This is a genomic window from Acinetobacter sp. SH20PTE14 (genome assembly GCF_021391555.1).
GTDB lineage: Bacteria > Pseudomonadota > Gammaproteobacteria > Pseudomonadales > Moraxellaceae > Acinetobacter > Acinetobacter amyesii.
On the sequence record NZ_CP090067.1, the window covers coordinates 1 to 24,642 of the forward strand.

The 24,642-nt window shown below is 40.5% G+C and carries 19 protein-coding genes and 1 rRNA gene; 13 read left to right on the plus strand and 7 right to left on the minus strand.

Annotated elements, in window-relative coordinates; translation table 11 throughout:
* The first annotated feature begins 331 nt into the window (after positions 1-331).
* From dnaA to LXF01_RS00025, 5 genes are all read left to right on the plus strand, one after another.
* Positions 332-1,717, plus strand: coding sequence for a chromosomal replication initiator protein DnaA (gene dnaA / locus LXF01_RS00005; protein WP_180066860.1), 1,386 nt, complete (start codon positions 332-334; stop codon positions 1,715-1,717).
* A gap of 108 nt (positions 1,718-1,825) precedes the next feature.
* Entirely contained in the window at positions 1,826-2,974 is a 1,149-nt protein-coding gene (gene dnaN / locus LXF01_RS00010) for a DNA polymerase III subunit beta (protein WP_078194448.1), read from the plus strand.
* A 23-nt stretch (positions 2,975-2,997) separates the two neighbouring features.
* Entirely contained in the window at positions 2,998-4,080 is a 1,083-nt protein-coding gene (gene recF, locus LXF01_RS00015) for a DNA replication/repair protein RecF (RefSeq protein WP_078194447.1), read from the plus strand.
* Between the two features lie 43 nt (positions 4,081-4,123).
* Positions 4,124-6,592 carry a DNA topoisomerase (ATP-hydrolyzing) subunit B gene (gene gyrB, locus LXF01_RS00020; RefSeq protein WP_233944753.1) on the plus strand — a complete coding sequence of 823 codons (2,469 nt, stop codon included), beginning with the start codon at positions 4,124-4,126 and terminating at the stop codon, positions 6,590-6,592.
* A gap of 170 nt (positions 6,593-6,762) precedes the next feature.
* Complete coding sequence (locus tag LXF01_RS00025; RefSeq protein ID WP_233944754.1) at positions 6,763-7,140, plus strand: hypothetical protein; 378 nt, start codon at positions 6,763-6,765, stop codon at positions 7,138-7,140.
* A 530-nt stretch (positions 7,141-7,670) separates the two neighbouring features.
* On the opposite strand, the gene LXF01_RS00030 is transcribed toward LXF01_RS00025, so the two are convergent.
* The gene (locus tag LXF01_RS00030) at positions 7,671-9,608 is read right to left on the minus strand and encodes an ATP-binding cassette domain-containing protein (protein ID WP_233944755.1); all 1,938 of its coding nucleotides are present in this window, start codon (positions 9,606-9,608) and stop codon (positions 7,671-7,673) included.
* 196 nt (positions 9,609-9,804) lie between these two features.
* On the opposite strand from LXF01_RS00030, the gene LXF01_RS00035 reads away from it, so the two are divergent.
* From LXF01_RS00035 to erpA, 4 genes are all read left to right on the plus strand, one after another.
* Positions 9,805-10,809 (plus strand): putative solute-binding protein, encoded by a 1,005-nt coding sequence (locus tag LXF01_RS00035; RefSeq protein ID WP_233944756.1) that lies wholly within the window; start codon positions 9,805-9,807, stop codon positions 10,807-10,809.
* A 257-nt stretch (positions 10,810-11,066) separates the two neighbouring features.
* Positions 11,067-12,077 (plus strand): putative solute-binding protein, encoded by a 1,011-nt coding sequence (locus LXF01_RS00040; RefSeq protein ID WP_078194442.1) that lies wholly within the window; start codon positions 11,067-11,069, stop codon positions 12,075-12,077.
* Between the two features lie 203 nt (positions 12,078-12,280).
* Positions 12,281-13,288: a putative solute-binding protein gene (locus LXF01_RS00045; RefSeq protein WP_233944758.1), complete on the plus strand. Its 1,008-nt coding sequence runs from the start codon at positions 12,281-12,283 to the stop codon at positions 13,286-13,288.
* Positions 13,289-13,422: 134 nt separating this feature from the next.
* Positions 13,423-13,758 (plus strand): iron-sulfur cluster insertion protein ErpA, encoded by a 336-nt coding sequence (gene erpA, locus LXF01_RS00050; RefSeq protein ID WP_078194440.1) that lies wholly within the window; start codon positions 13,423-13,425, stop codon positions 13,756-13,758.
* Between the two features lie 68 nt (positions 13,759-13,826).
* On the opposite strand, the gene LXF01_RS00055 is transcribed toward erpA, so the two are convergent.
* The 4 genes from LXF01_RS00055 to grpE form a co-directional block, all read right to left on the minus strand.
* The gene (locus tag LXF01_RS00055; RefSeq protein ID WP_171263823.1) at positions 13,827-14,204 is read right to left on the minus strand and encodes a hypothetical protein; all 378 of its coding nucleotides are present in this window, start codon (positions 14,202-14,204) and stop codon (positions 13,827-13,829) included.
* A 120-nt stretch (positions 14,205-14,324) separates the two neighbouring features.
* The gene (locus LXF01_RS00060; protein WP_233944760.1) at positions 14,325-15,236 is read right to left on the minus strand and encodes a matrixin family metalloprotease; all 912 of its coding nucleotides are present in this window, start codon (positions 15,234-15,236) and stop codon (positions 14,325-14,327) included.
* 213 nt (positions 15,237-15,449) lie between these two features.
* Complete coding sequence (gene dnaK, locus LXF01_RS00065) at positions 15,450-17,390, minus strand: molecular chaperone DnaK (protein ID WP_078194438.1); 1,941 nt, start codon at positions 17,388-17,390, stop codon at positions 15,450-15,452.
* A 120-nt stretch (positions 17,391-17,510) separates the two neighbouring features.
* Entirely contained in the window at positions 17,511-18,050 is a 540-nt protein-coding gene (gene grpE / locus LXF01_RS00070; RefSeq protein ID WP_111885723.1) for a nucleotide exchange factor GrpE, read from the minus strand.
* Positions 18,051-18,988: 938 nt separating this feature from the next.
* On the opposite strand from grpE, the gene LXF01_RS00075 reads away from it, so the two are divergent.
* On the plus strand, positions 18,989-19,216 hold the full coding sequence (locus LXF01_RS00075) for a hypothetical protein (protein ID WP_233944762.1): 228 nt from the start codon (positions 18,989-18,991) through the stop codon (positions 19,214-19,216).
* Positions 19,217-19,393: 177 nt separating this feature from the next.
* Here LXF01_RS00075 and LXF01_RS00080 read toward each other — a convergent pair whose 3' ends face one another.
* Positions 19,394-19,963, minus strand: a complete 570-nt coding sequence (locus LXF01_RS00080) for a hypothetical protein (protein WP_180056042.1) — start codon at positions 19,961-19,963, stop codon at positions 19,394-19,396.
* A gap of 201 nt (positions 19,964-20,164) precedes the next feature.
* On the opposite strand from LXF01_RS00080, the gene LXF01_RS00085 reads away from it, so the two are divergent.
* On the plus strand, positions 20,165-21,235 hold the full coding sequence (locus LXF01_RS00085) for an alpha/beta hydrolase (RefSeq protein WP_233944764.1): 1,071 nt from the start codon (positions 20,165-20,167) through the stop codon (positions 21,233-21,235).
* Between the two features lie 63 nt (positions 21,236-21,298).
* Here LXF01_RS00085 and LXF01_RS00090 read toward each other — a convergent pair whose 3' ends face one another.
* On the minus strand, positions 21,299-21,970 hold the full coding sequence (locus LXF01_RS00090; protein WP_180110253.1) for an acetoacetate decarboxylase family protein: 672 nt from the start codon (positions 21,968-21,970) through the stop codon (positions 21,299-21,301).
* A gap of 101 nt (positions 21,971-22,071) precedes the next feature.
* Here LXF01_RS00090 and LXF01_RS00095 point away from each other — a divergent pair, with 101 nt between their 5' ends.
* Positions 22,072-22,641: a peptidylprolyl isomerase gene (locus tag LXF01_RS00095; RefSeq protein WP_180005529.1), complete on the plus strand. Its 570-nt coding sequence runs from the start codon at positions 22,072-22,074 to the stop codon at positions 22,639-22,641.
* A gap of 430 nt (positions 22,642-23,071) precedes the next feature.
* Positions 23,072-24,610, plus strand: a 16S ribosomal RNA gene (locus tag LXF01_RS00100).
* Positions 24,611-24,642 lie beyond the last annotated feature (32 nt).

Below are 24,642 nucleotides of genomic sequence, written 5' to 3' on the forward strand. Positions count from 1 at the left end.
TTTTAAAATTTAAATTTATTATTATTAGTGTTGATATTTTCTGTGGAAAACGCATTTTTAGATTTAAAAAACAAATAATTGCATTGTGGATAACGATGTTTTTATAATTTTGATAGTTTGTGGATAACTTTGTGCTACAATTTATCCACAGCTTGCGGATAAACTTATCCACACGTGATTTAAATTTAAATTTAAACTCAATTTGCGTTTTTTTGATCGATTTCGACTGATTTGTTCATGACAGATGTGGATAAGATGGTTAGAATGGCTGCCCGCTTAGGCGGGGTTGAATTATTTTTTTACGTACAATGGACTGAAATAGGGGTTTCACATGCTTTGGACAGACTGCTTAACTCGCTTGCGACAAGAGCTTTCAGGAAATGTCTATACAATGTGGATACGCCCACTAGTGGCAGAAGATGCAGGTGATAGTCTAAAACTCTATGCACCGAATCCGTATTGGACACGCTATATTCAAGAGCATCATTTAGAACTGATTTCAATTTTAGCGGAACAGTTGTCTGAAGGTCGGGTACGTAAAGTCGAGATTTTGGTTGATTCACGGCCTGGTGCAATTTTATCTGCAGCTGAGCAACCAGCAACAACCACCGCAGCATTAGAGTCAACGCCACAAGTGTCGGCACCGACTCGTCCTAAAAAAGAAAAAGAAGAGACGTCATCAAAGAATAACCGTAAGCGTCAGCTTAACCCATTATTTACCTTTTCCTTGTTTGTTGAAGGCCGTTCCAATCAGATGGCGGCAGAAACCTGTCGTAAAGTCTTGACGCAGCCCGGTGCTTCACAGCATAACCCCTTATTTTTGTATGGACCGACTGGTTTAGGTAAAACCCATTTGATGCAAGCTGTAGGTAATGCATTATTACAAGCGAAGCCGAATGCACGTGTGATGTACATGACGGCTGAAAGTTTTGTACAAGACTTTGTGAGCTCTCTACAGCAAGGTAAGGTTGAAGAATTTAAGAAAAATTGTCGTTCGCTAGATTTGTTATTGGTGGATGATATTCATTTGTTGGCGGGTAAAGAGGCCAGCTTGGTTGAGTTTTTCTATACCTTCAACGCGTTATTAGATGAATCTAAGCAAATCATTTTAACCTCAGATCGTTATCCAAAAGAACTGACTGAGCTAGATCCACGTTTAGTTTCACGTTTTTCGTGGGGCTTATCGGTGGGTGTTGAACCACCAGATATTGAAACCCGTATTGAAATTTTACTGAAAAAAGCGGAAAGCAATGGCGTGGAACTTCCACGTAATTGTGCGCTGTTTATTGCTCAACAAGTGGTTGCCAATGTTCGTGAACTTGAAGGTGCGCTGAATAAAGTTGTAGCCATTTCTCGTTTTAAAGGTACCGCTATCGACCTTGATGTGGTGCGTGAATCATTAAAAGATGTGTTGGCGATTCGTGCACGTACCATTAGTACTGAAAATATTCAGCGTGTGGTGAGTGAATATTTTCGTATTCCGCTGAAAGAATTGGTTGGCCCAAAACGTACACGTATTTATGCACGTCCACGTCAGTTGGCTATGGGGCTAGCACGTGAGCTGACAGGGGATAGTTTCCCTGAAATTGGTATGGCTTTTGGTAATCGTGATCACAGTACGGTGATGCATGCGTGTGAAAAAGTACAAAGCCTGCGAGAAGAAGATCCAATCTTCAATGAGGACTATAAAAACTTGCAACGTCTGCTGCAAAGTTAAGTCTTTTTGTTCAAATTCTGTTCTTGCAATGCGGTATATTCTGCCGCATAGTACACTGCTAAAAAATTAATTTATTTTGTCTGTCTTCAGTTTTTAGAGGAATGTATTGTGCGTTTAAAAATCGCGAAAGAAAGCTTACTGAATGTTCTGTCACATGTCGTAGGAGCGGTTGAGCGTCGCCATACCTTAAATATTTTATCTAATGTAAAAGTACAGGTAACAGAGCAAGCTTTGACCATTACAGGTTCTGACCTAGAAGTGGAATTGGTTGCGAGTACACCGCTGGCAGATGGCGCATGTTTACAAGCAGGGGTGACGACAGTTCCTGCGCGTAAACTGATGGATATCTGTAAATCATTGCCTTCAGCGGCATTGATTGATTTGCAAATTACTGAAGATCAACGTTGTATTTTAAAATCTGGCAACAGTCGTTTTGTATTGGGTACTTTGCCTGCAGAAGACTATCCATTATTAACCACTGAAAATACTCAAGGCACTCAAGTCGGTGTGACTCAACGTGAGTTAAAGCGTTTATTTGAAAAAACGTCTTTTGCTATGGCGGTTCAAGATGTGCGTTTTTATTTGACGGGTACTTTGCTTGAAATTGATGAAAATCAATTGCGTGCAGTAACGACCGATGGCCACCGTTTAGCGATGTGTGAAACAGCAGCAAGCTCGAATGCAACTCAAGCTATGCAAGCGATTGTTCCACGTAAAGCCGTAGGTGAATTGCAGCGTCTATTGAGTGTTGAAGACGAGCAATTATCGTTGTTAATTGGTCGTGAATTATTAAATGTAACAATTACCATTGCCAGCCGTGATAAAGAGCAGGGTGATATTACCGTACGTTTCACCACAAAATTGATTGATGGTAAATTCCCAGACTACCGTCGTGTGATTCCACGTGGTGGCGATAAAAACGTGCGCATTGCACATGATGTATTTAAACAATCACTGCAACGTGTAGCGATTTTAAGTAATGAAAAATTGCGTGGCGTCTTCTTGAAGTTTGATGCGGACACCTTACAACTTCGTGCCAATAACCCTGAGCAAGATGAAGCTATCGAAGATCTCGCGATTCAATATGCTGATGCACCGATGGAAATGTCATTCAATGCACAGTACTTATTGGAAGTTCTGAATGTATTGGATGGTGATGATGTTGCAATGACCATGACAGAAGCCAACCAGTCTGTATTGGTACAAGATCCACAGCAACAAGATCAAACCTATGTTGTGATGCCAATGCGTGTTTAATTCGGACTGACGTCTCAATTATTATGCATATCACGCGTTTACATGTAGAACGTGTTCGAAATTTAAAGACGGTTGCACTCTCTGGGTTGCAGCCGTTTAATGTCTTTTATGGGCAAAATGGTTCAGGTAAAACGTCTGTATTAGAAGCAGTACATTTGCTGGCAACTGGACGTTCTTTTCGAACCCATATTCCGAAAAACTATATTCAAAATAATAGCCCTGACGCTGTTGTCTTTGCGCAGTCTGCAACAGACCGTATTGGTATGCAAAAAATGCAGTCGGGCGAGCAAGTGATTAAAGTCAATGGAGACCTAGTGGGGACACAAGGACAGTTGGCTAAGATTTTACCGCTACAACTCATCGACCCACAAAGTACAGATATTATTGATCATGGTGCGAAGCCACGACGTCAACTTTTAGATTGGTTGATGTTCCACGTGGAACCGGAGTTTTACCATACATGGCAATATTATGCACGGGCATTAAAACAGCGGAATAGTTTGCTGAAATCACGACGTCATTTGAGTTTGTCTGACTTAGAACCGTGGAACAAAATGCTCAGTGACTATGGTGAGATCTTGCATAGTCTACGGAGTAATGTGGTGGAACAGTGGATTCGATATTTTCAACAAGATCTAGAAGCCTTATTGCCTGATTTAACAGTGACACTGGAATACAATGCAGGCTTTCATGCCGAAACAGGGCTGTTGAATGATCTGACCAATCAGCATTTTAAAGACTGCGAGCGTGGCTATACTGAGTATGGTCCGCACCGTGCAGATTTAAGGTTAAAAACCGCTATGGGTGATGCTGATGTTGTGCTCTCTCGTGGGCAAAAAAAGTTATTGATCATGGCGTTAAAACTGTCACAGATTGCAATGCTACATGCTTGTAATAAGGAAACTGTGGTATTATTAGATGATCTGACAGCAGAATTAGATTTAACCGCACAACAGCGTTTAATTGAGCGTTTAAGCCATCTTGGTAGTCAAGTTTTTATTACCACTTTAGACCATGATTCAGTGCAAAAACACTTACATGATTTATCTATTTCTTATCAATTATTCAAAGTTGAAAATGGTACGGTGCAGGCTGTTGTGCAATGAAATACCACCTTTGGATAGACCTATTTTTCACTAGGGAGAAACCATGAGTTCAGAAGATCAAGCTGCTTCTCAAACAGAACAAACCATAGAAAAAGCTTATGATTCCTCTAGCATCAAAGTATTACGTGGTCTAGACGCTGTACGTAAGCGTCCGGGCATGTATATTGGTGATACTGACGATGGTACTGGCCTACACCACATGGTGTTTGAAGTTGTCGATAACTCAATTGATGAAGCGTTGGCAGGTCATTGTGACGAAATTCAAGTCACCATCCATGAAGATGAATCTGTGAGCGTATCGGATAACGGCCGTGGTATTCCTACCGATATTCACCCAGAAGAAGGTGTTTCTGCAGCAGAAGTGATTTTAACGATTCTGCATGCGGGCGGTAAATTTGACGATAATAGCTATAAAGTTTCAGGCGGTCTACACGGTGTAGGTGTATCCGTGGTGAATGCGCTTTCAAGCAAGCTCGAATTAACTATTCATCGTGCGGGTCAAATCCACCAGCAAGAATATAAACACGGTGATTCTGTGTATCCATTAAAAGTGGTGGGTGAGACAGATCGTACCGGTACACGTGTACGTTTTTGGCCAAGTTCTGAAACCTTCAGTCAAACGATTTTTAATGTCGATATTTTGGCGCGTCGTTTACGTGAATTATCTTTCCTGAATGCAGGTGTGCGAATTGTACTACGTGACGAACGTATCAATTTAGAACACGTTTATGACTATGAAGGTGGTTTGTCTGAGTTTGTAAAATATATTAACCAAGGCAAAACCCATCTCAATGATATCTTCCACTTTACTACTCAAGCGGATAATGGCATTGGTGTAGAAGTTGCATTGCAGTGGAACGATTCTTATCAGGAAAATGTTCGTTGCTTTACCAACAACATTCCACAAAAAGATGGCGGTACGCATTTAGCGGGTTTCCGTGCTGCATTAACCCGTGGCTTAAACAGCTACATGGAAAGCGAAAACTTACTCAAAAAAGAGAAAGTAGCAGTTTCTGGTGATGATGCGCGTGAAGGTTTAACTGCGATTGTTTCGGTGAAAGTGCCTGATCCAAAATTTTCTTCGCAAACCAAAGAAAAATTGGTGTCGAGCGAAGTGAAAACTGCGGTTGAGCAAGCAATGAATAAGTCGTTCTCTGAATATCTTTTAGAGAACCCACAAGCCGCTAAATCGATTGCAGGTAAGATTATTGATGCAGCACGTGCGCGTGATGCAGCACGCAAAGCGCGTGAAATGACTCGTCGTAAGAGTGCGCTTGATATTGCAGGCTTGCCCGGTAAATTGGCAGATTGTCAGGAAAAAGATCCTGCCTTGTCTGAACTTTACTTAGTCGAAGGTGACTCTGCGGGCGGTTCTGCAAAACAGGGCCGTAACCGTAAGATGCAAGCGATTTTGCCGCTGAAAGGTAAAATTCTCAACGTGGAACGTGCACGTTTTGACAAGATGATTTCTTCTCAAGAAGTGGGAACACTGATTACCGCTTTAGGTTGTGGTATTGGCCGTGAGGAATATAACCCAGACAAACTGCGTTATCACAAAATCATCATCATGACCGATGCCGACGTCGATGGTTCGCACATTCGTACGTTACTGTTGACCTTCTTCTTCCGTCAAATGCCAGAACTTGTGGAGCGTGGTTATATTTATATTGCACAGCCACCGTTGTATAAGCTGAAAAAAGGCAAGCAAGAACAGTACATCAAAGATAATGATGCGCTTGAGACTTACCTGATTTCAAATGCAATTGATGAGCTTGAATTACACATCAGTGCAGAAGCACCAGCCATTCGTGGTGAGGCTTTAGCGGGTGTGATTGCGGATTATCAAACCTCTCAAAAGAGTTTGCATCGTCTGACTGTACGTTATCCTGCAAGTGTGTTGGATGGTTTATTGGCAGTAGAAGGCTTTAAGTTAGATCAAGCAAATAACCAAGACTATGTACAGACTTGGGGTGAGCAACTACGTGCCAATATTGAGAAAACTCAGCCTAGCCTACGTCCTGAATTAAGCATCGAAACGTTTGAGCATGAAGATACTGAAGGCAATAAGTCAGCGACCTATTTCCCGCGTATTACCATCTATGTTCATAATTTACCGCACCAATACTTGTTAGATTCAGGTCTATTGGGTTCAGGTGAATATGCGCGTTTACTCAAAAATTCGAAGAGTTGGTTCACATTATTGGAAGAAGGTGCTTACCTACAAAAAGGCGAGCGCAAAATTCCAGTGAGCAGCTTCCATCAGGTTTGGCAAAACATCTTACAAGACTCACGCCGTGGCATGATGATTCAGCGCTATAAAGGTTTGGGTGAGATGAATGCTGAGCAGCTTTGGGAAACCACGATGGATCCTGAGAACCGTAACATGCTGCAAGTAACGGTACAGGATGCGATTGAAGCTGATCGTATGTTCTCTTGCTTGATGGGTGATGATGTGGAACCACGTCGTGCCTTCATTGAAGAAAATGCGTTAAATGCGGATATTGATGCCTAAATTCTGATTACAGAATCATTCAAAAAAGCACTCTTGGGAGTGCTTTTTTTTATGCTATCTTAAATAAAATTGAATATTAAATCGCCAATTCGTGTTTTATAAAATTGACTTATTCTGATGCTAAGCTCAAATCAATTTGAACTTAGCAGCTAAAAATAAGAGGTCTATATATGATGGACAATCAACTTGAACACATTCGTGACATCTGGGTAAATGCATTTTTTACCGGAAATTATACTGTTTTAGCCGAATACGAAGATGAGCACTTTAAGGTGGTTTATGAGCAAGATGGGCGTGTCGAAAGTAATTATATCCGCTATGAACGTATTGCACATGCAGTGAAGAATGGGGTTTGGAAACCACAAAAACCAGACGTAGAATTTGAAGAATATGAGTTTAATCGTGACCAAACTGAGTGCAAAATTTTAATTGGTTTAGCTGAAACACAGCAGCAAATACAGGAAATCTGGCATTTTGATCAGACCTGGAAAATACAAAAATTACGCTTTTTAAAGGCAAAAAAAGCCCATCCTTCTGCCTTATCTTAAACAATAAAAAGTTTAAATTGATGTAGTCAGTAGAGATAAAATGCATCCATCTTGCAAATATGGATAAGTTTTGTGAATTTTCACATTTAATAGTGTTCAACATCAAAGTTATTTATAATTGTGGATAATATTATTTAAAAATATTTATCCACAAAAAGGTGGTTCGATATTTTGAATTTAAAAAATAAAAATGAATTTAAAACTAAGATTTGAATTTAAAAATGGCTTTTGTGGATAACTGCGGCAATGAGTTTGATGTGAAGTATATTTTTTGAATTCATTTACAAAATTAGGGTAAAAGCTATCGCTGAATTTTTAAATTCTTTACGAAAAGAAATGCCTTAACGATGCAATAACCAGTTGGATATGAACATTCGATTTTTTAAATATTTTTTAGATTTATAATGTGATTATTATTGTGAAGTATAAATAAAAAATCGCCGTGGAACATTTAAATTTCACGGCGATTGATTTTTTGAGCTTAAGTTAGGTTTTCTTAATAATGCAAATCTATGATTTTGCTTTTTAAATTAAGCCTCAAAACTACTTTCCATTTCTTCTAATTCCATCATTAATTCAAGCATTTGCTCTTCGACAGATTCAAGTTTGGCTTTTAATTCTGTTTGCTCATTCATTAGTTTGAGTAAGTCATCTTTACGACTGGCTTCATATAAAGCACTGTCTGCTAATAATTCCTCGATTTCGTTTAAGCGTGGCTGAATTTTGCTGATTTGCGCTTCATTTTTTTCAATGTTTTTACGAATCGGGCGGGTCAATTCACGCTGACGTGCAGCTTCTTTACGTTGCGCTTCTTTATCGACTTTAGAAATCGTCTGTTTAGTTTCAACTTGAGATTTGATGGGAGTAGGGGCTTGTTGGCTATTTTTCATCATGTCAATCCGTGCTTGACGCAGCCAATCGGCATAAACCACGAGGTCGCCATCAAATTCGCGACATTTCCCATGATGTACCAACAATAATTCGTCACAAACGCTGGCAATCAATTGACGTTCATGCGAAACCAAAACCACAGCGCCTTCAAAGTCTTGTAATGCCATAGTCAGGGCATGACGCATATCGAGGTCTAAATGGTTGGTCGGTTCATCTAGAATTAAAACATTGGGGCGCTGCCAAACAATCAAAGCCAAAGCTAATCGTGCTCGTTCACCGCCTGAAAAGCCTTCACTTGGCGTATCCATGCGTTCGCCACTAAAACCAAAGCTGCCTAAGAATGAACGTAATGCCGCTTCACTGATTTTTTTGTCAGCAATTCGAGATAATTGCAACATAGGGCTGGCATTGCCATCTAGAGCATCCATTTGATGCTGTGCAAAATAGCCAATATTCAACAGTTCAGAGGCTTTGCGTGTTCCTTGTAATAAGGGAAGGTCACCAACTAAGGATTTAATTAAGGTTGATTTACCCGCACCATTCATCCCGAGTAAACCAATTCGGCTGGTTGGGGTAATTTGCAGGTTTACGTTGGTCACGATCAGTTTGTCGCCATAGCCAATATCTGCGTGTTCCATTTGCAGCAATGGTGAACTCATTTTGGTCGGTTCACGGAAACTAAAGGTAAATGGTGTATCGACATGCGCCGCAGAAAGTTCCTGCATGCGTTCTAATTGTTTAATACGGCTTTGAGCCTGCTTAGCTTTAGTCGCTTTGGCTTTAAAACGGTCAATAAATTTTTGGAGATGTGCACGGGTTTCAAGTTGTTTTTCATAGGCTTGTTGTTGTTGTGCCAAGCGCTCAGAACGGGTGCGTTCAAAGGTTGAATAGTTACCGGTGTAAAGCGTCAGCTCTTGATTTTCGATGTGTAAAATATGATCAGTCACCGCATCTAAGAAATCACGGTCATGTGAAATCAAGATCAGTGTGCCTTCATAAGCTTTTAACCAATCTTCTAACCACAAAATCGCATCTAAGTCTAAGTGGTTGGTTGGTTCATCGAGTAATAAAAGGTCAGAGCGGCTCATCAGGGTACGCGCAAGGTTTAAACGCATACGCCAACCACCTGAAAAGCTTGAAACATTGAGCTGGGATTGATGTTCAAAAAATCCCAGGCCAGCCATCAATTGTGAGGCTTTAGATGGTGCTGTATAGCCATGGATTTCATCAAATCGGCCATATAAGTGTGCCAATGCTTCATTGTCTAATTGTTCTGGATGTTCAAGTTTATGTTGTATTTCCCAATATTCTTCATCGCCTGATAGAACGAAATCAATCGCTTTCATATCGAGTGCTTTGATTTCTTGTGCCATATGCGCGACGGTCCATACCGCAGGACGAGTCAATGAGCCGCCATCAGATTCCATTCCACCTAAAAGCGCAGAAAAAAGAGTCGATTTACCCGCACCATTTACACCGGTTAAGCCGATTTTCCAGCCTGGATGCAATTGCATAGATGCTTTTTGAAATAAAACACGCCCACCGCGACGAATGGAAAGTTGGTCTAACTGAATCATGGAACTAACTAAACAAGAAGAATGTGGGGCTATTCTAATGGATGGCTTTGCAAAAGAAAAAACAAAGCATCGCAACCATCTGAAAAAATGTGACAGATTCCACGTATTTAGGTATATTGAACGGGCTTTAGTATTAAAAAAATATTTCAAGTTTTTGTTTTAAATGGATTAATAAAACATATTGGGAATATAAGAAATGAGAAAAGGAATTTTAATTTTATCGCTTCTTTCAGGTGTGATGTCTGCACAAAGCTATGCCAATCAGAAGGTTTGTGTGTTCGATTTACTTGGAAAAGCGGGGGAATCTTATAAGCTGATGGAAGAGTGGTCTCTGGCCAGTAAGGCATGGGGAGCACAAGTTCAACTGATTTCATATCAAGATGAATCCAAAGTCGATAAAGATTTTAAAGAAGGGAAATGTGACGCATTTTATATGACCTCGATGCGGGCACGTGCGTATAACAAATTTGCCGGTTCGATTGATGCCATTGGCGGTGTACCGAATAATACTATCGCACAAAAAGCCATTACCTATGTCTTAGATAAACGGAACAGTAAACGACTGATTAGCAATCTAGGCAAAGATAGTTATGAAGTGGCAGGGATCGGGCAAATTGGTTCAGCCTACATTTTTGTCCGTGATCGCAATATCAATAATTTAGAAAAAGCTGAAGGTAAAAAATTTGCCATTTTGCATTATGATTATGCGCAAAAAGTGATGGTAGACCGTGTTGGCGCTGTGCCAGTGATGTCAGAAATTTCTAATTTTATTCGCAAGTTTAATCAGGCCGAAGTTGAAATTGTGGCTGCGCCAGCTTATGCCTTTAAGCCACTCGAAATTTCAAAAGGCTTAGGCACTACCGGGGCGATGGTGAATTTTCCTGTGGTGAATGTCACGGCAGACCTGATTATTCGTAATAATAAATTCCCAGAAGGTTTTGCTGAACCTTCTCGGCTATGGTTCGTTAAACAATTACCAAAAAGTTTTGCCATGGTGAAACGTATGGAAGCTGAAATTCCTGCCAAATATAAGATGAATCTCAGCAAAGATGATCAGTTGAAGTATCAGAAAATATTGCGTGAAGGACGGATGGATTTAACCAAACAAGGGATCTATGACTCCACCATGATGACGGTACTAAAAAAAGCCCGCTGTACGATTGAGCGAACCAATTTTGAGTGTTCAGTGGCGGGTGAATAAGCTTTTTTCTGTATTTCTTTGTAAATTTTGATGCAATCGCTGTAAATGTAAAAAGCCATTTTTGGAAAGATAAGATGATGATTATATTTATAATTTAACTTTAAATAAAATGTGATATGCATCACAGAAAAACAGAATATGCCAAAATGACATAAATAAATGGAGTAAATGCTCTATTTTTTTTAATTTAACTTGCTTAATATCGGGCTTGTGTAAGGACACCTCTGAACCATAAAAAGATTTGAAAGGAAAATAGAATGAAAAAAACGCTCCTATCATTGGCTACATTTGCTGCAATTGGCTTTGCTGGTTCAGCTCAGGCAGCAAAAGTAGATATCTGTGTATTTGACTTACTAGGTAAGTCAGGCGAGTCATATCAAATGGCTCAGGAATGGGCGCTTGCAGCAAAAGGCTGGGGTGCTGAAATTAACTTAATTCCGCGTCAAGACGAAGCAGTAGCTGACAATGACTTTAAAGCGGGTAAATGTGACGGTGTATTTATGACCGCAATGCGTGCGCGTCAATACAACAAATTTGCAGGCTCTATTGATGCGCTGGGTGGCGCACCGAGTAATGCGATTGCACAACGTGCGATTACCTTTGCATTAGACCAACGTAATGCTGCAAAAATGGTCAGCAATCTAGGTGGTAAGAAATATGAAGTGGCGGGTATTGCCCCACTAGGTTCAGCGTTCATCTTTGTCAAAGACAAAAAAATTGACTCAATTGAAAAAGCAGCAGGTAAAAAGTTTGCAGTTTTAGGCTATGACGAAGCACAAAAAATCATGGTGCAACGTGTCGGCGCTCAAGCTGTGATTTCAGATGTATCTAACTTTGTGGCGAAGTTTAATAATGGTCAGGTGGATATGGTGGGTGCGCCTGCATATGCCTACAAACCATTAGAGATCTATAAAGGTTTAGGTACCAATGGTGCGATGTTTAACTTCCCAGTTCTACAAGTGACTGCGGACTTTATTATTCGTCCTGATCAGTTCCCTGCAGGCTTTGGTCAAAAATCACGTGATTGGTTTGTGAAACACTTACCGAAGAGTATCGCGATGATTAACCGTCTAGAAGCGGGTATTCCTGCGAAATATAAACTTAACCTAAGTGCAGAAGATAAAACCAAATATCAAAAATTACTGCGTGAAGGTCGTATGGATATGACGAAGCGTGGCATTTACGATGCAGGCATGATGTCTGTTTTGAAAAAGGCACGTTGTTCTGTCGATAAAGCCAATTTTGAATGTTCACTGGGCGGCGAATAAGCTGATATTTAAAGAAAAAAGTCTGGATTTATCCAGGCTTTTTTTTGCAAATTTACAGGTCATTCTCGCCATTGAGTGAGCAAAATATTCAGGTAATCTAAATTCAAATCGAGGGCTGTGAGTCAATTGAATCGAACTCAGCATGACCCAAAATTCAAAAAATGGTTAAAAAACAAAAACAGTAAAAAACAAGGAAAGTCAGTATGAAACAATGGACAAAGGCATTGGGCGTTGCTGCTGCATTAATAGCGGTAAATGGCGTAGCTCAAGCGAAGCAAGTGGTATGCGTATTTGATTTGGTCGGTAAAAATGGTGATGTTTTTACCCTGATGAAAGATTATCAATTGGCGGCAAAAAACTGGGGCGCAGACATTGAGCTCCGCGTCGGTCAAAATGAAGCAGTGATTGCAGAAGATTTTAAAGCCGGTAAATGTGATGGGATCAGTGTTACTGGTATGCGTGGTCGCCAATTCAATAATTTTACTGGTTCTTTAGATGCCATTGGTGCGATTCCAGATTTGAAATTGGCCGTAAAAGTTATGCAAGGTCTTGCAAGTCCAACATTTGCGAAGAGCATGGTTAATAGTAAATATGAAGTGGCAGGTGTGATACCTGTTGGTGATGCCTATCTGTTAGTGAATGACCGAAGTATTAATACTGTCGCTAAAGCAGCAGGTAAAAAAATTGCGGTGCTTGACTATGATGAAGCACAGAAAATTATGGTGCAGCAGGTCGGAGCTCAAGCAGTCAGTGCTGATGTAACCAATTTTGGCGCCAAATTTAACAATGGTCAGGTAGATATAATTGGGGCACCTGCTGCGGTGTTCAAACCATTGGAATTACATAAAGGTTTAGGCAGCAAAGGCGCAATCGTCAATTATCCAATTTTACAAGTGACGGGAAATATCATTATTCGCCCAGATAAATTCCCTGCAGGTTATGGACAAAAATCACGTGATTGGGTCAAAACACAATTACCTCGCGCATTCACCATTTTAGGAAAAATGAAATCGGAAATTCCAGCCAAATATTGGATGGATGTTCCAACTGCAGACAAAGCTGGTTATCAAAAAATGATGCGTGAAGCGCGTATTGATTTGACTAAACGTGGTATCTACGACAAGCGAATGATGAAACTATTATGGCAATTCCGCTGTAAACAAGATCCGAAAAACTTCGAATGCGCATTACAGGAAGAAAACTATAAATAAGTTTTAAATGAATCTTGAGAAAAATACTCTGATTTAACTTTAAACTGTGAAGACTGACCATATATTGAGTATGTTATACTTGAAATATGGTCTTTTCTTTTTAAAGACACCCCAATGACTCAGAGGAATCCATCATGAATGCTCAAGCACTTGTGCTGACTGACAATGCTGCCAATAAAGTACGCCAATTGCGTGAGAGTGAAGGTAATCAAGACCTTATGTTACGTGTATATGTGACTGGTGGTGGTTGTTCAGGTTTCTCATATGGGTTTAATTTTGCTGAAAGCCAAAACGAAGATGATGCTGAATTTATCAATGGTGATGTGAAGATGTTGGTTGATTCACTGAGCTATCAATATTTAGTTGGTTCAACAGTCGACTATATTGAAGGTCTTGAAGGTTCTCGATTTGTGGTTCAAAACCCGAATGCGACAACCACGTGTGGATGTGGATCTTCATTCTCGATCTAATCGCGATGATGAATTGAGCCATAAAAAAGCCCTCATTTAGAGGGCTTTTTTAATGTTTAAAATCGATATTAGGCTTCAAATTTTAGTGCTTCTAATAGATCTAAAATTACGGTAGTCACGTCTTGAGTCAATTGATAATTATTAAAAATTTCATATGCCGTAATGGTGACATCGGTATCACTCGGAAGCAGGCGTTGTTCTTCTTCGATGAGGTCACGGATCGGCAATAGGGTTTGTTTAACTTGTAAATGCAAGACATCTTTAAACTCAAGATTTTCGTCTTCGAGCTCAATTAATTGCTCATTAAAAAAGGGTAAAAGTACCGCATGGAGATAAGGTTGAATGTCTGTAATATCAAAAATCTCAATATCACGGGTTTGTTCAATCGTGCTGATGTGGTCATTCACTTCAATTAAGATATGGTAGTAACTCACATTGCTCTCCACGTAAGATGTCATTGATATAAGGGAATTATTGCAAATCAACAATAACATGAAATGCTAATTATTGTTGGTGAATCCTATAATATCCTTATAAATTGTATGGTTTTTTATGATCAGGGCACACTAGCGATAATACAGTAAGCTTTGGTCTGCTGGCATCAGTTTAAAGTTTTCTAATTGTTGCGCGCCTAAGATTGGGTACATTAATGCAGCAGGGTCATTATGGTGAGATAAGCCGAGAGCATGTCCGAGTTCGTGGGCAAGGGTAAGGCGTAAATCATCTTCGGCATCAAATTGATAAATCTGAATCTGATCGCCCATAAAGACACCTTTATGAAACTCTCGAGCAGGAAAGCGCTGACTGGCTTGTATCACGCCTGCATTATATTGATCGATTTGCTGGTTATAGCTTAAGACTTGTTGGTTAAATTGATCATATTGCTGATTAAATCGATCTATTTCTTGGTCTAATTGCATCGCTTGTGCTTTAACTTGCTCAAGTTCTCTTTCAACGCGTTGCATATTGGGGCCTTGTGCATGCTCTATTCGGCTCCAATTCATACGTTCTTGTGACAGCTGTGCGATTTCCGCACGAATCATGGCTTGTTTTGATCGGAGCTGTTGCTCATTCATCTCCAGACCTTTTCTCGAATTTGCTAAGTTCTCGGCATATAAATCATTACGGGCTTTATCTGCGGCTAAGGTCTTTTGGACTTGCTTATAGGCATTGTATTGTTCTTGGCGATCATCATAAATTAGATGGATCGCCAGTTGTGCATTTGGGTCATAGATAAATAACGGTTTGAGTGTCCCTTTATGCCATATCTCTGCGGCTTCTTGGCTAAGTTGAATGACTTGTTGCTGGCTTAATCCAAAACGCGGATCGACATCAGCAACCCGATAACGCAGTCGGGTATCGAGAGGGTGTAAAAGTCGATCTGAAATTGAATTAAATTTCAGTTGAGGATGCTGCTTGGTTTGATAGATCCACCAAGTACTCAAAACGATGACAACAATAATTAAAATCAAACGCATAGAGTCGCAAAACTTGATTATATTACATTAATTTAACTGAAATTTAGCGCTATGCAAATCTAAGTTTAGATTGATAGTGAGTCGAAAAGAATGTGGCTGTTTGAACGTTTGCGTGTTATTTGAATATTGCCTGATGCAGATAAAATCATCCAAAAAAAACCGCGCTTTCGCGCGGTCTTTTTGAGCTTTGAAAGACTCAGTTAAAGCGACAAATTATTTTTTGTCATCTTTCACTTCAGTGAACTCAGCATCTACAACGCCGTCATCTGCTTTTTGAGCTTGACCTTCAGCGCCTTGGAAAGCGTTAGGATCAAAACCTTCAGCACCGCCTTGACCTTGTGCAGCTTCATAAGCACGTTGAGTGATCGGCATAATGATGTTTTGAAGTGCTTCAGTTTTCGCTTTGATTGCATCTACATCGTTTTCTTTAGTCGCTGCTTCGAGCTCAGCTACAGCAGCATCGATTGCAGATTTCTCATCAGCAGTTACCTGCTCACCAAGATCTTTTACTGCTTTTTGAGCAGAAGAAACAAGTGCATCAGCTTCGTTACGTGCTTTCGCTAATTCTTCAAATTTACGATCTTCTTCAGCATTCGCTTCAGCATCTTTGATCATCGCTTCAATTTCAGCATCGCTCAAACCAGAGTTAGCTTTAATTTGAATTGATTGCTCTTTACCTGTGCTCTTATCTTTTGCAGATACTTTCAAGATACCATCAGCGTTGATGTCAAATGATACTTCAATTTGTGGTACACCACGTGGAGCAGGTGGAATATCGCCCAATTGGAAGTTACCCAACAATTTGTTTTGTTGAGCCATTTTACGTTCACCTTGGTAAACTGAAATGTCTACAGCTGGTTGGTTGTCTGCAGCAGTTGAGAACACTTGAGATTTCTTCGCAGGAATCGTCGTGTTTTTCTCAATGATCGCTGTTAACACGCCACCCATTGTTTCAATACCAAGTGTAAGCGGAGTTACGTCAAGAAGAAGTACGTCAGTTTTATCACCTGAAAGTACTGCACCTTGAATCGCAGCACCCATCGCTACAGCTTCATCTGGGTTCACGTCTTTACGTGGCTCACGGCCGAAGAACTCTTGTACTTTTTGTTGTACAAGTGGCATACGAGACTGACCACCCACCAAGATTACGTCAGAGATGTCAGAGGTTGAAAGACCTGCATCTTTAAGTGCAATCTTACATGGCTCAATCGTACGAGCAACCAATTCAGCAACTAAACCTTCAAGTTTAGAGCGAGTCACATTGATCACTAAGTGTTTAGGACCAGTCGCATCTGCTGTGATGTATGGAAGGTTGATTTCTGTTGCATTCGAAGAAGAAAGCTCGATTTTTGCTTTTTCAGCAGCTTCTTTTAAACGTTGAAGTGCAAGCGGATCTTGTTTCAAGTTTACGCTTTGTTCTTTCTTGAACTCTTCAACTAAGTATTCAATTAATGCATTATCGAAGTCTTCACCACCAAGGAATGTATCACCGTTTGTAGACAATACTTCGATTTGTTGGTCGCCATCAAGGTCAGCGATTTCAATGATTGATACGTCGAAAGTACCACCACCTAAGTCGTAAACCGCAACTTTACGGTCGCCTTCTTTTTTGTCCATACCGAACGCAAGTGCAGCAGCTGTTGGTTCGTTGATGATACGTTTAACATCTAAACCAGCAATTTTACCTGCATCTTTAGTCGCTTGACGTTGAGCATCGTTAAAGTACGCAGGAACAGTAATTACCGCTTCAGTTACTGTTTCACCAAGGTAGTCTTCAGCTGTTTTTTTCATCTTTTTCAAGATTTCAGCAGAGATTTGTTGTGGTGCAAGTTTCTTGTCGTTTACATCAACCCAAGCATCGCCATTGTCAGCTTTGATGATTTTGTAAGGTACAAGGCCGATATCTTTTTGCACAGCTTGGTCTTGGTACTTACGACCGATCAAACGTTTGATTGCAAATAATGTGTTTTTAGGGTTAGTCACTGCTTGACGCTTAGCAGATTGACCGACAAGGATCTCGCCGTCTTTATACGCAATAATAGATGGGGTTGTACGAGCGCCTTCAGCGTTGTCGATTACTTTTACTTTGTCGCCTTCAAGTACTGCTACGCAAGAGTTTGTAGTACCTAAGTCAATACCAATGATTTTCGCCATTTGGATGTTTCCTCTAAAATTCTTTTACGATGTTTTCGCTTGTTATCCGATATGAGAGCCAATCAAAAATTTTCAAGTAATATTGGTTAAAATTTTTAATTCGTCTCAGAAAATTTGTCTTTATGCACCAACCATAACCATAGCAGGGCGTAATAGGCGACCGTTTAAACTATAGCCTTTTTGCAATACTGTTCCGATTTCATTCGATTTGGCATTTGGATCGATGCCCACAGCCTGGTGAAGATCTGCATTGAAACCATTTGCAGTATCCACAGCAACCACACCAAATTTTTCTAAAGTGCTGAGCAATGATTTCAGTGTAAGTTCTACACCTTCAGATAAACCTGATTTTTCATCACCTGCCGCAGCAATCGCGCGTTCAAGGTTATCAACTGACTCAAGCAATTGTTTTGCAAATTTTTCCAGCACAGTATCTTTATGCTTTTCAGATTCGCGTTGAATGCGCTCTACACTTTTTTGCGCTTCATATACGGCATTTGCAGTACGTGCTTTTTCAAGTTTTAAGCTTTCTTCTAAATTGGTGATTTGTGCTTGTAAATCTTCAACTGAAACTTCAGCTTGCTCGTTTTCAGCTTGAGTTTGCTGTTCTGCTTGCTCTTGTTGAAGATCTTGAGCGTCTTGGTTTTGCTCAGTCGCCATTGATTTACTCCGTTTAAATGGGTTCTTAAACATGTTCAGTCCTTATAGCTGTGCGTTCAAACGACATCGATGCGTAACTGCCATGCGTTTTGAATTCATGATTAATAAAAGAAATCGGGGCAGGGTATAAAAATTCAAGCGAAGTCAGCGATTAAATGCAATTTTTTATTCAAATAAATGGTTTTTCAGCCAAATATCGACTGCAAAATTAAATTCTATGAAAATATAAATTATTGATTTGAATGTATAATCATATTTTGATCGGATTTATAGATTTTCATCATAAATTTTAACGGTTTCTCTTTGTGCCTGAAAATTTGCATAATTTATCTATCGGAAGTGACCATATCCACTGGAGAGAGGGATATGGTGACTACCTCTAGATTTTAGAAACACTTTTCCATGCTGATTTCCCAAGAATCAGCATTTTTTTTGCCTCAAAAAATAGTGGTTAATATTTATACATAAAAACTCTTAGTATCAGTTTTATTAAATATTTCACAAAAAATGATCAGCACAGTATTCTTTATTTCAGATTCTATCGCTGTAGTTTCTTAATTTATTTCAAATGTGTTTTTCATGGCCTGCTTCTCTCATAAGCAGGCTTTTTTTTTGCATGAAATTTATAAAAACAGCCACTTAAGTAACTGAGTTGCAAGTTTTGTTGAACTTTGTTGTATTCAAAAGCTGTGATCACGCTTTATTCAAAATCATTTATATTTATTTTTTTAATAAAAAACAAAGCATTTGAGTTAAATAAATGATGTAAAGCCTCAATATAAAAGAAAACTGCCTGATTAATAAAACATTTCATAAGCTGTACCGTGCCTCGTACAAAGTACAACTCAGAAGGTGGGAACTTCACAGAATTATTTTCCATTATGACTCAGGCAAAGTTGAGCTTTGCTTTTAATGATTCAATGAAGGAAATAATGAAGATGAAAAAAATTGGTTTATTCGCTGTCGCAGTTTTAGGTTTTGGTTTAGCTGCGGTAGGTTGTACTTCTCAAGAAACTGTAGAATCTCCAGAAACCGCACAAGTAACGTCTGCAACTGAAGCATCTGTAACGACAGAGCAATCGGGTGCTGTGGTTCAAGCAGATCCATCAGCTCAAGATGCTGAAGTTCAATCTGCGCCTGCACCGCAACCTACAGTTCAGCAATAAGATTGTTTAATACTCTCTGACCTGTAACAACAGGCAGTCAAGAATAGACAGAAGATAGGATGCCTCTTCTGTCTATTTTTTCTATTGCTTTTTTTACCTTTTCTATTTTTAGTGAACGAAAAAAAGCCCATCATGTAGATGAGCTTTTTACTTTTAACCGATCTGCAAAAACAACAATTAACGGCGATTTTCCCACGCGCGACGACGTTCTTCAGCCGCTTTACGTTGTTGATCTGATGCCTTTCTTAAATCTTGAATATTCTTTTTGCGCTCTTGCTCAGTTTGTTTTCTACGATCTTGACTAGCTTTACGGCGCTGTTCTTCTAAACGCTGACGCTCTTTGCTGACTTTTTGACGATCTTGTTCAGCACGTTTACGACGTTCAGCTTCAGAGTATTTACGCTGTTGTTCTAGACGTTGACGTTCGAGTTCGTTTTTACGACGATCCCACTCTTGTTGATTTTTACGATTCTGTTCCCAGTTACGCTGGTCAAGTTGCTGCTTTCTACGTTCAAGCTCTAAACGATTACGTTGTTGTTGTTGACGTTCCCATGTACGGCGGTCTTGTTCATAACGACTGTCGTAACGGCGATCATAACGATTGTCATAGCGTCGATCATTATTATCATAACGGCGGTCATAACGTTGATCATAACGTCCATCGTAGTAACCATCTTCAGGGAATGCTACGCAGCCTACAGCCAAAAAAGCAGTCGCAAAAGACAGAAGGATGATCTTTTTAGCCATGGTGAGTATCCTTTATCGAGAATGGGTTAGCATAATCAACCCATAAAACTTGGGTAAATTGTCAATGACAACTCTATAAAAGAAGATTAGCTTAACTAGGTCTGTACTATGTATGTTGATGTTGAGACTTATATGTGAATATGGTCACATTTGACCTAGATCATGTAGAAAGTATGAAGAGCATAATTCGAAGGATAGAGCATGTTTGCATTGAATGAATCACTTAAAAATATGAAAGATAAAGGCCAAGGTACGGCTGCTCGGTTACTTGATCGTCTTCCTAACTTTGCCAAAGAAAGCCTCGCAAAACGTCTCGATTATCCGTTTATTTTTCCAGAATTAGATCCGCTGGTGAAATGCATGATGGCGGCTCAACTCAAGCAAGGTAAGTCAGGCTTTGTGACTGAAGACTATGTGAAGTCTCGTAAATTATTTGATTTACAGATGGAGTCGATCAAGACCAAGCCGACCTTTGTGAAACAAGTGCAAAATATACGTCTACCTTTACAAAGTGCTACGCTGTTTGCGCGTCATTATCATCCTGCTCCAAATAAAAAATTACCGATGATCGTGTTCTATCACGGTGGTGGTTTTGTGGTGGGTGGTCTAGACACGCATGATGAAGTTTGTCGTTTATTGGCCGTGCATGCCAAAGCACAAGTTTTAAGTATTGATTATCCTTTAACACCAGAAGCCAGCCCAGCTCAATTAATGCAAAGCTGTGAAGATGCCTTGGCCTGGACTTATCAAAATAGTCGTCAGTTTAAAATTCTAAAAAATCGAATTGCGGTGGCAGGGGATAGTGCAGGCGGCAATATTGCTACTGCGGTTGCGCAGCGCAGTGCTCAGAAAGTTTTTGCCCCGCAAGTTCAGCTATTAATTTACCCAGTAGTGGATTTCAAAAGTCGCCACCCATCTTTCTATGCGTATAAAGATGGTCTAGTTCTGACTGAAAAAGATATTGATGTCGTAACGGCTTTATATGCAGAACAACATGCTGTGGCCTTGGATGATCCATTAATTTCACCGACCTATGGAAAATTGGCAGGTATCGCACCTGCGTATATCGTGACGGCAGGGCATGACGTTTTACATGACGAAGGTGAAATTTATTCGCATAAACTCCGTCAGCAAGGGGTAAAAGTGTTTTATCAAGAATATACCGATCAAACCCATGGTTTTATCAATTTAACCCCGGTTTCGCACCGAGCTAAAAAATACGTGATCGAGATCAGTACGAAGTTCCGTAAATTTTGGGATAAACGTAGCTAATCATTCCTTTATATAAAGTAAACCCAGTGTTTCACGTGAAACACTGGGTTTTGATTTATTGAGTTATTTATCTTGGATTTTTGCAGCAGGAAATACGAGGCTAAATTCGGGGACATAAAAGCTTTGCAATAATCGTGCTTCGGCAAAATTAGGAAAAATCTTCTGCGTGTTGTGCCATTCTACCTGTTTCAGTTTAGAGAGCCGTCCACGAAACTTCGGTGAAAATTGATAGCTCTTACCTTCCCAAGCTTGTCTGATTTGCAACATCGCTGCTGGGATATGATGACTATTAATATAGAAAGAACGCTGTGAACGTGATTTTTTTAAACGGATCTGCATTTTGTGTTGTTCAACTTCTATAGTACAGACCACTTCATTGTCATGTTGTTGCCATTCAAACTTTGCCAACTCTTTAGGAATACCCCAGAGTTTTTGACCATGAATGACAGAGATATCTGTCGAAACATAAATCGTAGGAATCGAACTTAACCTTTTCTTACTCCATAAAGGGTGATCTAAAATCAGCAATTCGTCATAAGGACCCACAGGCGAATCATGGTATCGGACCAATAACACCTGAACCACACGACCTAAAGGCGATGTCGCTAAACGGAACATCTGCGCTTGTTGGATAAAACTCGGAGAGATCCAATAATTCAAAATAAAAGCATCGCCACGCAGTTGCCAAGGCGGTAAATGTGTCAATGGAGTGTCCGACGGTATTATTTGCGTCATCATTGTTCTCGTTTTAATAATGGCAGAATAATTACTTTTTAATCATCAAAGACTAATATACAGTCAATGACAAGTACGAGATCAACCAGAAGAGTTAGCAAATGTTAAAACAGATTTTATTTACCGCAGCACTTGGCTGTGTGAGCTTAAGCAGTTTTGCTGCCAATACTATTGTCGAAATGAAAACCTCTCAAGGTAATATTGAAATTGAGCTATTCAATGACAAGGCACCTATCTCAGCTAAAAACTTTGAAAGCTATGCAAAAGAAAAATTTTATAACGGCACGATCTTTCATCGTGTGATTCCTGGATTTATGGTTCAGGGTGGGGGTATGGATGTCAAAATGCAGGAGAAGCCAACAAAAGCGGCTATTAAGAATGAATCAAGTAATGGCTTGAGCAATAAACGCGGCACATTGGCAATGGCACGGATGAATCATCCTGATTCAGCAAGTAGTCAGTTCTTTATTAATGTTGCAGACAATGACTTTCTCAATAAAAGTGCAATGAATGCGGGATATGCTGTTTTTGGTAAGGTCACTAAAGGTATGGATATCGTCGATAAAATCGTAAAAGTTCCAACTGCGAACTATGGAATGCACCAGAATGTCCCTGTAAACCCAGTGGTTATACAGAGTGTGGTGATTAAAGCAGCACCTGTAAAAAACTAAGCACACAAAATAGGAAAAATATTTTACATGATATTTGTAATAAATATCATGTATTTATGTGAATAAAGTGTGTTTTTTTGAACCATAATGGTGCATAAAAATAAAACACTCGTGTTCTTTGTGAGTGAAAAGCACTTGCACGTGTAAGAAATTGCCCTATAATGAGCACCATACCGACGAGATAGACGGAAACGAACGAAACGCGAAGCGTTGAGTTGTTGAGTTTATCGAAGTCCAGCTTCTAGCATTGACGAAATGTTAGAAAGATCATTAAGAGATTATGAAGAACAACTTGTGTGGATTTTTACTGATTGATCGATCGAAATTATTTTCATTGATTGATGGTAGAAATTACTCGAAGTTTATTTGAGCAAATTTTTGTCAGTAATTGATGAGCCAAGATTGGTACACTATATGTACTATTGATTTTAAACTGAAGAGTTTGATCATGGCTCAGATTGAACGCTGGCGGCAGGCTTAACACATGCAAGTCGAGCGGGAATAGGTAGCTTGCTACCGATTTCTAGCGGCGGACGGGTGAGTAATGCTTAGGAATCTGCCTATTAGTGGGGGACAACATTTCGAAAGGGATGCTAATACCGCATACGTCCTACGGGAGAAAGCAGGGGATCTTCGGACCTTGCGCTAATAGATGAGCCTAAGTCGGATTAGCTAGTTGGTGGGGTAAAGGCCTACCAAGGCGACGATCTGTAGCGGGTCTGAGAGGATGATCCGCCACACTGGGACTGAGACACGGCCCAGACTCCTACGGGAGGCAGCAGTGGGGAATATTGGACAATGGGGGGAACCCTGATCCAGCCATGCCGCGTGTGTGAAGAAGGCCTTTTGGTTGTAAAGCACTTTAAGCGAGGAGGAGGCTACTTTGGTTAATACCCAGAGATAGTGGACGTTACTCGCAGAATAAGCACCGGCTAACTCTGTGCCAGCAGCCGCGGTAATACAGAGGGTGCGAGCGTTAATCGGATTTACTGGGCGTAAAGCGTGCGTAGGCGGCTTTTTAAGTCGGATGTGAAATCCCCGAGCTTAACTTGGGAATTGCATTCGATACTGGGAAGCTAGAGTATGGGAGAGGATGGTAGAATTCCAGGTGTAGCGGTGAAATGCGTAGAGATCTGGAGGAATACCGATGGCGAAGGCAGCCATCTGGCCTAATACTGACGCTGAGGCACGAAAGCATGGGGAGCAAACAGGATTAGATACCCTGGTAGTCCATGCCGTAAACGATGTCTACTAGCCGTTGGGGCCTTTGAGGCTTTAGTGGCGCAGCTAACGCGATAAGTAGACCGCCTGGGGAGTACGGTCGCAAGACTAAAACTCAAATGAATTGACGGGGGCCCGCACAAGCGGTGGAGCATGTGGTTTAATTCGATGCAACGCGAAGAACCTTACCTGGTCTTGACATAGTAAGAACTTTCCAGAGATGGATTGGTGCCTTCGGGAACTTACATACAGGTGCTGCATGGCTGTCGTCAGCTCGTGTCGTGAGATGTTGGGTTAAGTCCCGCAACGAGCGCAACCCTTTTCCTTATTTGCCAGCGGGTTAAGCCGGGAACTTTAAGGATACTGCCAGTGACAAACTGGAGGAAGGCGGGGACGACGTCAAGTCATCATGGCCCTTACGACCAGGGCTACACACGTGCTACAATGGTCGGTACAAAGGGTTGCTACTCCGCGAGGAGATGCTAATCTCAAAAAGCCGATCGTAGTCCGGATTGGAGTCTGCAACTCGACTCCATGAAGTCGGAATCGCTAGTAATCGCGGATCAGAATGCCGCGGTGAATACGTTCCCGGGCCTTGTACACACCGCCCGTCACACCATGGGAGTTTGTTGCACCAGAAGTAGGTAGTCTAACCGTAAGGAGGACGCTTACCACGGTGTGGCCGATGACTGGGGTGAAGTCGTAACAAGGTAGCCGTAGGGGAACCTGCGGCTGGATCACCTCCTTAACGAAAGATTGATGATTGGTAAGAATCCACAA